13 protein-coding genes are annotated in these 11,477 nt (G+C 63.8%); 5 read left to right on the top strand and 8 right to left on the bottom strand.

Going from position 1 to position 11,477, the window contains the following annotated elements; genetic code table 11:
- Positions 1–264: 264 nt before the first annotated feature.
- The 6 genes from C8N44_RS20525 to C8N44_RS20500 form a co-directional block, all read right to left on the bottom strand.
- A complete protein-coding gene (locus C8N44_RS20525; RefSeq protein WP_107978634.1) occupies positions 265–672 on the bottom strand; it encodes a MaoC/PaaZ C-terminal domain-containing protein in 408 nt (135 codons plus the stop codon).
- Positions 669–1,130 (bottom strand): MaoC family dehydratase N-terminal domain-containing protein, encoded by a 462-nt coding sequence (locus C8N44_RS20520; protein WP_107978633.1) that lies wholly within the window; start codon positions 1,128–1,130, stop codon positions 669–671. The genes C8N44_RS20525 and C8N44_RS20520 overlap by 4 nt, the downstream gene beginning before the upstream one ends.
- A 26-nt stretch (positions 1,131–1,156) precedes the next feature.
- Entirely contained in the window at positions 1,157–2,365 is a 1,209-nt protein-coding gene (locus C8N44_RS20515; RefSeq protein ID WP_107978632.1) for a serine hydrolase domain-containing protein, read from the bottom strand.
- A 40-nt stretch (positions 2,366–2,405) separates the two neighbouring features.
- Complete coding sequence (locus tag C8N44_RS20510) at positions 2,406–3,599, bottom strand: CaiB/BaiF CoA transferase family protein (protein ID WP_107978631.1); 1,194 nt, start codon at positions 3,597–3,599, stop codon at positions 2,406–2,408.
- A gap of 111 nt (positions 3,600–3,710) precedes the next feature.
- A complete protein-coding gene (locus C8N44_RS20505; protein ID WP_107978630.1) occupies positions 3,711–4,715 on the bottom strand; it encodes an aldo/keto reductase in 1,005 nt (334 codons plus the stop codon).
- A gap of 75 nt (positions 4,716–4,790) precedes the next feature.
- Positions 4,791–5,117 (bottom strand): NIPSNAP family protein, encoded by a 327-nt coding sequence (locus tag C8N44_RS20500; protein WP_107978629.1) that lies wholly within the window; start codon positions 5,115–5,117, stop codon positions 4,791–4,793.
- 348 nt (positions 5,118–5,465) lie between these two features.
- On the opposite strand from C8N44_RS20500, the gene C8N44_RS20495 reads away from it, so the two are divergent.
- Genes C8N44_RS20495 through C8N44_RS20475 form a run of 5 tightly spaced genes read left to right on the top strand, consistent with a single transcriptional unit; the run spans position 5,466 to position 9,383 of the window.
- A complete protein-coding gene (locus C8N44_RS20495) occupies positions 5,466–6,461 on the top strand; it encodes an amidohydrolase family protein (protein ID WP_107978628.1) in 996 nt (331 codons plus the stop codon).
- A gap of 50 nt (positions 6,462–6,511) precedes the next feature.
- Positions 6,512–7,417, top strand: a complete 906-nt coding sequence (locus tag C8N44_RS20490) for an HpcH/HpaI aldolase/citrate lyase family protein (RefSeq protein WP_107978627.1) — start codon at positions 6,512–6,514, stop codon at positions 7,415–7,417.
- A gap of 21 nt (positions 7,418–7,438) precedes the next feature.
- Positions 7,439–8,176 carry an SDR family NAD(P)-dependent oxidoreductase gene (locus C8N44_RS20485; protein ID WP_107978626.1) on the top strand — a complete coding sequence of 246 codons (738 nt, stop codon included), beginning with the start codon at positions 7,439–7,441 and terminating at the stop codon, positions 8,174–8,176.
- 11 nt (positions 8,177–8,187) lie between these two features.
- Positions 8,188–8,514: an NIPSNAP family protein gene (locus C8N44_RS20480; RefSeq protein WP_107978625.1), complete on the top strand. Its 327-nt coding sequence runs from the start codon at positions 8,188–8,190 to the stop codon at positions 8,512–8,514.
- A gap of 17 nt (positions 8,515–8,531) precedes the next feature.
- A complete protein-coding gene (locus tag C8N44_RS20475) occupies positions 8,532–9,383 on the top strand; it encodes an HpcH/HpaI aldolase/citrate lyase family protein (protein WP_107978624.1) in 852 nt (283 codons plus the stop codon).
- On the opposite strand, the gene C8N44_RS20470 is transcribed toward C8N44_RS20475, so the two are convergent.
- Both C8N44_RS20470 and C8N44_RS20465 read right to left on the bottom strand, forming a co-directional pair.
- On the bottom strand, positions 9,377–10,690 hold the full coding sequence (locus C8N44_RS20470; protein ID WP_158274115.1) for an MmgE/PrpD family protein: 1,314 nt from the start codon (positions 10,688–10,690) through the stop codon (positions 9,377–9,379). The two genes, C8N44_RS20475 and C8N44_RS20470, sit on opposite strands and share 7 nt — an antisense overlap.
- 16 nt (positions 10,691–10,706) lie before the next feature.
- On the bottom strand, positions 10,707–11,447 hold the full coding sequence (locus C8N44_RS20465; protein ID WP_107978622.1) for an SDR family NAD(P)-dependent oxidoreductase: 741 nt from the start codon (positions 11,445–11,447) through the stop codon (positions 10,707–10,709).
- Positions 11,448–11,477 lie beyond the last annotated feature (30 nt).

Raw genomic sequence — 11,477 nt, 5'->3', positions numbered from 1 at the left:
CGGAGTGACTTGGTGGAAGCTGACTAACTCCATCATGGTGCGACGCGCCGGACGAAAGCCGACATTCGCGCGCCCCGCAGCATCGGTGAGTCTGGGCTCGCTCCCGACCTTCGCTGCCCGTTGCCCAAACGACCGCTGACGGGCTCAATTCTGCCTCTTGTGGGCGAATTGAGCCCAGCTTCGTTGACCGTCTCCCTTGACGACCGTCCACATAAGAAAGGCCCCCGATACATCGGGGGCCCTTGCGATCATGGTGAAGGAAGATCAGACGGCAACGGTGGCTGTTCCTGTAACCGTCACCGTGCCGTCGGCCAGCGCCACCTTCAGATCCAGCGTGGCCACACCCTGCTCTATCGACCGGACAGAGCCAGAGCAGATCGGCCTGGCCAGAACGGGCGTCACGGCAGCAAAGCGCACGTCAAAGCTGCGCAGCCGTTCCTGCGGAATCAACCCTGCCAGGTAACGCCCGAGGTAGGCCATCGAGATCATGCCATGGGCAATCACGTCTTCCCGGCCCCGTTCGCGCGCGGCATCAATGTCGACATGCACCGGCTGATGATCGCCTGACCCACCGGCGAACAGCGCCAGGGTGCGGCGGGTGATCGGCCCGATCTCCAGCGGTGGCAGCTCGGTTCCGGGCGCAAGGTCTTGTGTCACTTCCGTGGTGGTCATTTTCCGGCCTCCGGGTGCAGAACGGCGATGTTGCAGAAGGCTTCGACCACAAGCGTGTCGCCGCGCATGATTTCGGTCTTCTTGACCACGAACTCCAGCGCCCCGGCTTTCTTGACGTAAACGTCGACGATCGAGCGATGCAGCATCAGGCTGTCCCCCGCAAAGACCATCTCGTGGTAGACCATCTTCTGCCCGCCATGCAGCGTCGACGTGATGTCGATACCCACGGCCGACATCCAGTAGAGAGGTTCAGGAATTTCGAGCTCAACCGCATTGCCCAGGAACGAGGGGGGCGCGGGCAGATCCGGATAACCTGCGGCCCGGGCGGCATCCAGGTCGAAGTAGACGGGGTTGGTTTCGCCGATGGCCTTGGCAAACAATCGCAGGCGGCCACGCTCGACCTCGATCGGTATCGGATCGAGGTCGAGCCCAAGCGCGAAATCTCTGTCAACATACATGGGGATCTCCCTGTGGTTCAGCTGCCTCACAGGCAATCGTAGATGGCATTGTAGTAGACGCCGTTGAGCGAGCTGCGCCCGCTCTGGCACTGGTTCATCGCATAGCCGATCGACAACCGGTTCCCGAGGTCGGCCAGCACCAGCGCACCACCGGTGCCGTACCAGTAACAGGTGCGCGGGCCGGGTTTCAGGAAGGGCAGCGGGCCGCGCTCCTTCTCCTTCTGGGGTGCCAGGGCGTAGCCGATGCCCCAGTGGATCGGCTTCATGTAATAGGCATCGATACCACTGGCCTGTTCGCGGAAGATCTGGTCGATCGTTGCCTGCGACAGCAGCTTGACCCCCTGCGAGGTGCCACCGTTTGCAAGGGCCGAGATGATCCGGCCCAGGCCACGCCCGTTGGCATGGCCGCTGCTGCCGGCGAAATCGGTGCGCCGCCATTCGGTGGAATTGAAAACCGTCTGCTCGTCCCCCAATGTGCCCGAGAAAGAGCCCTCGCGGGTGCGTTTGGCGATCACTTCCTCTTCGGTGGGTTCGTTGAATTCGCCAGCCGGAACAGCCACTTTGCCAGCCGGTTTCGGCGCCGATTTGGGGGCATCGCTGTCAGGATAAATCGTGGCGACCTGCCCCATCTGCGCATCCTCCAACCCCAGGAAGAAATCTGCCTGTAGCGGCGTCGCGATCTCGTCCCGGATAAACTCGCGCAACGGACGACCGCAGACGCGGCGCGCCAGTTCGGCGTTCAGATGCCCAAAGGAACTGGCGTGGTAGGATCCCCGCGTGCCGGGCTCCCACCAGGGAGCCTGCGCGGCAAGGCGTGCCGTCGACAATTCGGTATTTGCAGCTTCCTCGAAGGAGAACGGCGGCAACCAGGCGGGCAGCCCGGCGGTGTGGCTCATCAGGTGCCGTACCAGCACACCCTCCTTGCCGTTCTGCGCGAACTCGGGCCAGTAGTCTGCCACCGGAGCGTCCAGATCCAGCAGGCCGCGGTCCACCATCATCAAAAGCGCCAGACTGGTGACCGGCTTAGAGCCCGAAAAAACATTGACGACGGTATGTTCGTCCCACGGTGTCAGGTGCTCTCGCTCACGCCAGCCCCCCCAGATGTCGATCACATCCTTGCCGTCGACCGTGACATGGAGGCTGGCGCCTACTTCGCTGCCATCGGCCACCTTTTCGGCAAAGAGGTCGCGCACCTTCTCGAACTTCGGGTCCCAACTTCCCTGAATCTCGCTCATCGTTTTCCTCCTGCGGCGCAATCGAACGTCTCCGGGCCGCTCAGATGTCGCCGTTCTCCCTAAGTTTCCTGATAGCGCCGGGGTCCAGCCCCAGCATCTCGGTCAAGACTTCCTCGGTGTGGGCTCCCAATTTGGGCCCCAACTGGCCGATCCGTGCCTCGAAGCCCGAGAAGCGGCCAGCAGGCGAGGCGATCATCACCTTGCCGCATTCCTCGTCCTCGACCTCCATCACCGAACCCCGGTGGCGGATATGCGGATCGTTCACGATGTCCTCGACCGAATAGACCGGGCCGCAAGCGATGCCACCCGCGGCGCAGATCTCCAGCAAATCGCGGAAATCGTATTGGCGGGTCCAGGCCTCGACCTTGCCCTCGATCAGCGCACGATGCTGCAGACGCACCGGGTTGCTGTCGTATTGTGCCAATTCGGGCGCATCCATCATCTTGACCAGCCGCCCCCAGAGCGCCTCGGTCGACGCGGGAATGGAAACAAAGCGGCCATCCTTGGTCGGGAACAGCCCGTTGGGGCAGATCAGCGGATTTGAATTGCCGATCCGGCTCATCACCGTGCCGTCCTGACCATAGGCCGGAACCTGGTCCTCGATCAGCCTCAGGAAGGTCTCGTAAAGACCGAGGTCGATCAGCTGCGGCTCTCCTGTCTGATCGCGCTGGCGCAGGGCCAGCATGACGGCGAAGGCGCCGTAAAGGCCGGTTACACCGTCGCCCAGCATCGGGTAGCCGGATTGCGCGGGTTCCTCACCGGCAAAGCCGGTACGATGGGTCAGGCCCGAGAAAGCCTCGGCGACCCGCGCAAATCCGGGACGTTCGGCATAGGGCCCGGTCCGCCCGTAGGCGGTGACATGCAGCATGACGACGCGCGGATTCACCTTCTTCAGATCCTCGAAATCGATGCCCCATTTGCGCACCGTCTCGGGACGATTGTTGAGGGTGACCACGTCACATTCGGCGACCAGCTTGCGGAACATGTCGCGCCCCGCCTCCGTCCGCAAATTGAGCGTGACGCTCTTGCGGTCGCGGGCAATCACCTTCCACAGCAGCGATACATCCTCATGGAACGGCGGGTAACGCCGCATCGTGTCACCGCTGTCGGGCTGTTCCAGCTTGATCACCTCGGCACCGTATTCCGCCAGAAGTGTCGCCGCCGTCGGTCCCGCAAGCAGCGAGGCGGCGTCAAGGATGCGGATGCCCGTCAACGGGCCCTCGCGACCGGTCATTCTTGCCGCGTCTTCTTGGAACAGATCGGCGGAGTCATATCGTCTTTCTTCACAGGCAATCTCCTTCGTGGCAGGCCCGGGATCCGTCCCGGGCCGCCCACCTTGCGGCGCTTACTTGCGGTCCAGGAACTTGGCCGATTCCGCATCATAACGTCCGCCCTGAATGGTCACACCGGCAGCACCCGCCTCGATCCGCTCAAGATCGGCAGTCGAGAGCTCAACCGAGGCACCACCGAGGTTCTCCTCAAGCCGATGCAACTTGCGGGTTCCCGGGATCGGCACGATCCAGGGTGCCTGAGCCAGAAGCCAGGCCAAGGCCACCTGCCCCGGGGTCGCCCCCTTCTCGTCCGCGATGCCACCCAGCACATCGACCAGCGCGCGGTTGTTCTTGCGCGCCTCGACGGTGAAACGCGGCTTGTTGGCACGGCCATCTGTCTTGTCGAACTCGACCGTCTCGTCGATCTTGCCGGTCAGAAAGCCCTTGCCCAGGGGGCTGTAGGGCACAAAGCCGATACCCAGTTCATCCAGCAACGGTAGGATCTCGGTCTCGGGATCGCGCCACCACAGCGAATATTCGCTTTGCAGCGCAGTGACAGGCTGCACGGCATGACTGCGGCGGATCGTCTCCGGACCGGCCTCGGACAGGCCGAAGTGCTTGATCTTGCCTTCGGCGATCAGGTCTTTCACCGCTCCGGCCACGTCTTCAGGCGGCACATCGGGATCGGTGCGGTGCTGGTACATCAGGTCGATCGCATCGACCCGCAGCCGCTTCAAACACCCTTCGGTCATCTTTCGGATATGCTCGGGACGCGAATTCAGCCCGTCCCAACCCGGCGTGAGATCTTGCTTGAGCTGGAAGCCGAACTTCGTGGCGATCACCACCTCACCCTTGAAGGGTTCAAGCGCCTCGCCCAGCAGTTCCTCGTTCACGTAGGGGCCATAGACCTCGGCGGTGTCGAAGAAGGTCACGCCGCGCTCCACCGCCTGACGGATCAGCGTGATCATCTCGGATTTCTCGGGCGTCGGACCATAGGCAAAACTCATGCCCATGCAGCCCAGGCCAAGGGCGGAAACCTTCAGGCCACTTCGGCCCAGTTCGCGTGTCGGTAAAGTCATGAATTCCTCCTCAGAAAATGAAATGCGACGACGGATCCCCGTCCGCAGCCACGCGTTTCCTCCAGACTGAACCGCTCAGCGCAGCGGCGAAAACGGCGTGGGCTGAAGCAATTGATTGCTGGCGTTCACCACGATCATCCCATCGGCTTCGCTGGCCGTCCTGGCCGCGATCCAATCGGGGTCGTGATGAAAGCTGTGCCAGCACTTCTCGCGCTGATCGAGCGAGTCCCACAGCAGCATATAGGTCAGCTCTTGGGCCGATCGGCCTACCATGGTGGTGAAAAAGCCATGGGGCGTGAAGCCGTGCTTGGCGAAGAGGTCGAGCGTGGATGACTCGAAGCGATTCATCAACGCCGGCAGCCGCCCCGGCAAACATCGGTAGACGCAAAGTTCAAGAATCATGACCTCTCCTCCTCTGTGAGCCCAGTTCCCTTGGTCCCCGCGGATCTCCTCTTTCCGTGGGGCGAGCACCGGTCTCCCTAATTTGGTCAGACCTTAAATAGGCCAAGCGAACTCGTCAATACGGCTCGTGATGCGACGGCAGGCCAGGACCCGAAGAAAAGAAACAACAGTAGGATTTTAAAAGATAATTTATAAATTCCCATCTTGCAGGCGGGCGTTATTCCGTTCCTTCGACGGCGATTTTCCAACATCGGGACTTCTCAAACTTAAAATTGAGCCCTAAAAAGGACTGACCAATTTGTATCGCGGCGCGCCGCCCCTACGAATTGCCTTTGGGAGGAGGAAGACATGAACCAAACCGCGAGTGAGCCGGTCTCTTCGGGGCACCCAGAAGAGATCGTCCTGCCCGATCTCGAGATCATCGATGCCCATATTCACCTATGGGATCGCACCGGCTTCGACTACTTCGCGCCTCAGTTCCTGGCCGATGTGGCCGATGGCCATCGCGTGCGTTCAAGCATCTATGTCGAATGCAACATGGGTTACGATGACGGCCTGCCCGAGGCCGAGCAACCCGCCGCCGAAGCGCGCTATGTCATGGACCAGATCGCGCTGGCGGGCGACAGCCCGCATCGCCTGGCCGAAGGCATCCTGGGCGCGGGCAACCTGTTGCTGGGCCGCGAGCTGGAGCCGATCCTCGCGTCCCAGGACGAAGCCAGTCAGGGTCGGTTCCGCGGTGTGCGCTACCGGGTTGCCTTCGACGAGGATCCCGAGGCTGGCTACCATGAACCCGGTTACTTCAACGAGGATGTGATGCATCGGCCCGAACTGCAGCAGGCCACCGCCCTTCTGGGCGAGATGGACCTGGTGCTCGACCTGTGGGCCTTCCATACGCAGCTCGACGCGGTCAAGGCCTTCGCCGCTAAGGTGCCCGACACGCAGATCGTTCTGGATCATGTCGGCGGTCCCCTTGGTGTCGGTCGCTATGCCACGATGCGGCAGGAGGTGTTCCGGCACTGGGCCCGCGGCATCTACAGCCTGGCCGAAGCGGAAAACGTCAGCGTCAAGATCAGTGGCCTGGGCATCTCCCGCATGGGCTGGCAGTTCGGCGGCACCGCCACCTCCGATATGCTGGTCGAGGCCTGGAAACCCTACGTGCGCACCTGCATCGACGCTTTCGGGCCCGAGCGGGCGATCTTCGGCAGCAATTTCCCGGTGGACCGCCAGGCGGCCTCCTACCGCGTGCTTCTGAACGCCTTCAAGAAAATGCTCATCGACCTCAGCCCCGACGAGCTGTCCCGCATCTTCGTCGAGAACGCACGCCGGACGTACAAGCTGGGCTGACGCCCGGCCCGCGCCCATTTTCCGAAAACCTCAGCAGAGGACATTACCCCATGCCCGCCAGCCGGACTACGAAACCCATTCGCTCCATCCTCTTCGTGCCCGCAGACAGTCCCCGCAAGATCGAGAAGGCCTTCGGCACCGAGGCCGACGCAATCGTGCTTGACCTCGAGGACTCGGTCATGCCCTCGCGCAAGAGCGAGGCCCGGCAGCAGCTGGCTGAACTACTATCGCATTCTCCCCAGGCCTACGGCGGACAGCTTTGGGTGCGGATCAATCCGCTGCCGTCGGGAATGGCACTGGAGGACCTCTGCGCGGTGGTGACACCACACTTGGCCGGGGTTCTGCTGCCCAAGTGCACCGGTCCCTGGGATGTGCGTACCGCGTCGGACTATCTCGATGCGCTGACCACAAAGGCAGGGATGACCGATGACGGCATCGGCATCATGGCCGTGGTGACCGAAACCGCAGCCGCCCCCTTCGCGCTCGGCGAATATCACAAGTACGACCTGCCTCGGCTCTGGGGCCTGACCTGGGGCGCCGAGGATCTCTCCAGCGCCATAGGAGCCGCCACGAACAAGACCCCACAGGGTGAATGGGCGCTGACCTATCGCATGGTCCGCAGCCAGTGCCTGCTCGCCGCCAAGGCCTGCGGCGTCAACGCCATCGAGACCCTCTACGTCGATTTCCGCGACCCCGAAGGTCTCTATGGCAGCTCGCTCGAAGCACGGCGCGAAGGCTTCACCGGTCGCTTCGCCATTCACCCCGCCCAGGTGGCTCCGATCAACGAGGCCTTCATGCCCGCTGAAGCCGAGGTCGATCGGGCCCGACGCATCATCGCCGCCTTCGACGAAGCAGGTGACGCCGGGACCATCGCCATCGACGGCGAGATGCTGGACATCCCCCACCTCAACCAGGCCCGCCACGTGCTGAAGATTCACGAAGCCTTCGCGGCCTGAAATTCCAGGGATCAGATCCAAATGACTGACAAAATTGCACTCATCACCGGCGGCGCCAGCGGCATCGGTCGCGCCACCGCCGAAACGCTGGCCGCACGCGGCCTCTCGGTGGGCCTGGCCGACCGCAACCGTGATCTGCTCGACCAGACCGTGGCCGAAATGACCAGCCAAGGCCATTCCGCCTTCGCGGTGCCGCTGGACGTGACCGACCGCGCCCAGTGTGCTAGCGCCCTGGCCAAAGTGGGCCGGGACCGCGGCCCGATATCGGTCGTCGTCACCTGCGCAGGCATCGCCGCCGTGTCGCGCATCGGCGAGACAGGCAATGCCGAAGGCTGGGACCGCGAGATCGCGATCAACCTCACCGGCAGCTTCAACGTGATTTCAGGCTGCATCGACCAGCTCAAGACGAAGGGCGGAGCCATTGTCACCGTCTCCTCCGTTGTGGGGATGCGCAGTGGCTTTGCCGAGGCAGGCTATGCCGCCTCGAAAGGGGGCGTCCTGGCCCTGACTCGTCAGCTGGCCCGCGAGCTGGCGCCCTTCGGCATCCGCGCCAACTGCATCGCGCCGGGCTACATCGACACGCCGATGCTGGCAGGCGGCGCGGGCGACGTTTCGGACTGGATGGACATTCACTGCCCGATGAAACGTCTGGGTCGCCCCGAGGAAATCGCGGCCGCCATCGCCTTTCTCGCCTCGCCCGACGCCTCCTATGTCAACGGTGCCATCCTGCCCGTCGACGGCGGCTACCTCGTTGTGTGACGGAGCCCGCCATGTATGTCGAACGCTGCACCTATCATTGCCTGCCCGACCGCCTTCCGGCGCTGCTGGACCGGTTCCGTAACGACACCCTGCGCCTCTTCGAAAAGCACGACTTCCGGCCGCTCGGCTTTTTCGTGACCGAGTTCGGCCAGAACCGGCCCGAGCTGGTTTACCTGCTTGCCTGGGACTCGCTCGATCAGCGCATGGCCGCCTGGCAGGCCTTCCGCGCGGATCCGGAATGGACTGTCGCCCGCAAGAAAAGCGAGGAAGACGGCTTCCTGGTTGACGCCATGTCAAACGACATCCTGATCCCCACCGACTTCTCACCGATCCGCTGACCCTTTCGGAGGCCCAGATGACATCAATCCGCGAAACCTTCGGCACCCTGCGCAGCATCCTCGAGGTCCCCCTGAAGACCGATCGCTTCTGGCCAAAGATCCCCGGCAGCACGGCGGATGCAATCATGCTGGACCTCGAAGATTCCGTGCCTGCCGCCCAGAAGGACGCAGCCCGAACACGTGCCGTCCGGATCTGCAACGATCCCGCGCTGATCGCCGGGAAACACATGTTCATCCGTGTGAACGGCCATCAGAGCGGACTGCTGGATCAGGATCTGGCCGCCGTGGCCGCCTGCCCTCCCGAGGTGATGATCTGCTATCCGAAGATCGAACACGAAGACGAAATCTCCAGGATGACCGCACAACTGCTGCAACACGGCGGACCAGCACGAAGGATCTATGTCATGGTGGAAAGCCCGCGCGGGGTCTCTCAGCTCGATGCGATCCTGTCGCGGCCCGAGGTGGTGGGGGTGCACTTTGGCTATACCGATTATGCTTCCGAGGTCGGCTGTGCCCTCTTTGATGACGAGGGAAGCGATTTCCGCGGTATCGCAATGAAGATGCCCCGCGCCCGTATCGCCGCTGCCGCGGCCGAGCATGACGTCTTCGCCACTGGCGGATCGCTTATTCCCGCCTTCCGGGACACCGAGCGCGTCGCAGCCTTCCTGCGTGCCTGGCGGGACGACGGCTATACCGGCTCCATCGCCATGATCCCGTCTCATGTGCCACTGATCCACGACAATATCCGCCATACCGCGCCCGAGATCGCCGAGGCCCGTGACCGGCTGGACAATGCCGATCAGGCCGAGGTGCCCTTCATTGCCCGCAAGCTGGCCGAACTGATCCTTCGCCAGCATCGCGGTTACTGAGGCAGCACCTCCGAAAGGTCGGTGAGCTCCGGCAGCGCCTGCAGCAGGTCCATCAGGCGCCCTGCCTCCTCGGCGCCGCAGGTGGCACTCAACAGGCGGTGAGCCTTCTCGGCAACGGCCCCGGCCGGCAACGGATTACCGACGCTGCCCGGAGCCGCGTCACAACGAAACAGAGCTTCGCCGCCATTTGCATAGGTCACCTGCAGACGCGCCCGGTCATTGGCCAGGGCAGGATCCTCGCGCAGGTCGACCCTTGCGGCGCGTTCGGCATCTTCCGTACTTACCGCGAAATCCTCGGGAACGGGTCGCAGGGCGCTGGCAGGATCCGCCAGGGTTCGAGCCACGATCAGCCGCAGCGCCACCTGGGCCTCGAACATGTTCGACGGCAGCCCCTGCCCCCCCAAACCTGCGCAGGTCGGCGAGACGGTCAGGACCGCAGAGGCCATCTCCCCACCCTCGGCCGCCCGGGTAGCGCAATCGATTGGCGCATAGGCGATGAAGCCATAAGGATAGATCTTGGGGGCGGTCTCCTCGCTGCGGTGCTGGGTTCCAAGCCCGCCAAGCAGGGCGTCCAGATCGGGCGTCGGCGCGATCTGGCGCAGCAATCCGTTGGGGCCGCTCAGCGCGCCCATCCCGGCAGTAAAGCCCGCCTGCGCCATCAACGCGGCGGCAAAGCCTGCCTCGGCGGCCAGCGCGGGCGGCCAGTAGGCGGTCATGGCTCCGTGGCTGCCACGGGTCCCCGAAGCGCGACTGGCCGCCAGGGCCAGCGCCGTTTCCACCCCCGCGGCATCCAGTTCCAACAACCGGCCAGCGGCGGCGGCAGCGCCGAAACCTCCAGCCATGCCAGTCGGGTACCAGCCCGTCGCAGCACCCGTTCCGCAGTTGAACATCGCCGCCGACAGGCGGCATTCGATCTCCATCCCGACCCGCAGCGCCTGAAGGGCCTGCGCCCCGGTCACTGGACGCAGCCGGGCGACGCCGCAGATCGCCGCTGCAACCGGACCTGCCGGGTGCAGGGTCGTGGCGAAATGGATGTCGTCATAGGCCAGCGTCGCCGAAGACAGGCAATCGAGCCCGACCGCCGCCGAAGCGGGCAACCGCTCGTCCCGCCCGAGCGGACGGCAGGCCCCCTGCGCGCCTTCGGCGGCCAGTGCCCGACACATTGTCTCGACCGGCGCCCGCCGCGCCCCGGCCAGGGTCACGGCATACCAGTTCATGAAGGTCGCGACATGAAAGGCACCCACCGGGGCCGCCCCCAGGGCAAAACGTGCCAGCGCCGGGCCGATTTCGTCGTACCGCTCGCTCATTTCGCTGCTCTGGCCTTCATCCCATGTAGGCCCCGCCCGAGGCGATGATGACCTCGCCATTGACGAAGCTGGCCGCATCGGAACAAAGGAAGCCGACGACACTGGCGATTTCAGAGGGCTTGCCATAGCGGCCCAGCAGGATCTGCTTGCGGATATCCTCGCCCAGCCGCTGCACCAGGTCCACGGTCATCGGGGTTTCGATCAGACCCGGCGAGACACAGTTGACCCGGACATCTGGGGCCAGGTCCTGCGCCGCGCTGCGTGTCAGTGCCAGGATGCCGCCCTTGGAGGCACCGTAATGGGCAAAACCATAAGTGCCCCCCTTGTGCGCCGCAACCGAAGCCAGGGTAACGATGGAACTGCCGGGCGCCATCACCTGCGCCGCAGCCCGGATCAGGTAGAAGGCGCCGTCCAGGTTGACCGAAATCGTCTGCCGCCAGTTCGCATCGGTCATTTCCTTAAGTGGATGCTGACGATATACCCCGGCACAGAGCGCCAGGTGATCCAGCGCCCCGCAGCGATCCATTGCCAGTGCGATCAGCGCATCGGCGCTGGCCGAACTGGCAGCGTCGTAGGCCTGCACTTCCAACCGGGCGCCATCCGGGTCCAGCTCTGCCTTCAGGGCGGCCAGCGCTTCGGCATCGATGTCGCCCCCCACCACGCTGGCCCCGCCAGCCAGGAACAGTTCGGTGGTGGCGCGGCCGATACCGCTGGCGGCACCTGTCACAACCGCCACCTTGCCGGAAAAATCGAACATCTCGGATCCTTTCATAATTCCGCCGCGCGT

The sequence above is a fragment of the Allosediminivita pacifica genome (assembly GCF_003054175.1).
Taxonomy (GTDB): Bacteria; Pseudomonadota; Alphaproteobacteria; order Rhodobacterales; family Rhodobacteraceae; genus Allosediminivita; species Allosediminivita pacifica.
The sequence above is the reverse complement of the archived record's forward strand: the minus strand, read 5'-3'. Positions and strand labels throughout refer to the sequence as shown.

Bases quoted from the DNA above. Each gene is read 5' to 3' on its own strand.
- C8N44_RS20515 (WP_107978632.1), bottom strand. From the start codon at position 2,365: ATGAGCGAGATTCAGGGAAGTTGGGACCCGAAGTTCGAGAAGGTGCGC.
- C8N44_RS20500 (WP_107978629.1), bottom strand. From the start codon at position 5,117: ATGATTCTTGAACTTTGCGTCTACCGATGTTTGCCGGGGCGGCTGCCG.
- C8N44_RS20480 (WP_107978625.1), top strand. From the start codon at position 8,188: ATGTATGTCGAACGCTGCACCTATCATTGCCTGCCCGACCGCCTTCCG.
- C8N44_RS20470 (WP_158274115.1), bottom strand. From the start codon at position 10,690: ATGAGCGAGCGGTACGACGAAATCGGCCCGGCGCTGGCACGTTTTGCC.
- C8N44_RS20465 (WP_107978622.1), bottom strand. From the start codon at position 11,447: ATGTTCGATTTTTCCGGCAAGGTGGCGGTTGTGACAGGTGCCGCCAGC.
- C8N44_RS20490 (WP_107978627.1), top strand. From the start codon at position 6,512: ATGCCCGCCAGCCGGACTACGAAACCCATTCGCTCCATCCTCTTCGTG.
- C8N44_RS20520 (WP_107978633.1), bottom strand. From the start codon at position 1,130: ATGTATGTTGACAGAGATTTCGCGCTTGGGCTCGACCTCGATCCGATA.
- C8N44_RS20485 (WP_107978626.1), top strand. From the start codon at position 7,439: ATGACTGACAAAATTGCACTCATCACCGGCGGCGCCAGCGGCATCGGT.
- C8N44_RS20505 (WP_107978630.1), bottom strand. From the start codon at position 4,715: ATGACTTTACCGACACGCGAACTGGGCCGAAGTGGCCTGAAGGTTTCC.
- C8N44_RS20475 (WP_107978624.1), top strand. From the start codon at position 8,532: ATGACATCAATCCGCGAAACCTTCGGCACCCTGCGCAGCATCCTCGAG.
- C8N44_RS20510 (WP_107978631.1), bottom strand. From the start codon at position 3,599: ATGACCGGTCGCGAGGGCCCGTTGACGGGCATCCGCATCCTTGACGCC.
- C8N44_RS20495 (WP_107978628.1), top strand. From the start codon at position 5,466: ATGAACCAAACCGCGAGTGAGCCGGTCTCTTCGGGGCACCCAGAAGAG.
- C8N44_RS20525 (WP_107978634.1), bottom strand. From the start codon at position 672: ATGACCACCACGGAAGTGACACAAGACCTTGCGCCCGGAACCGAGCTG.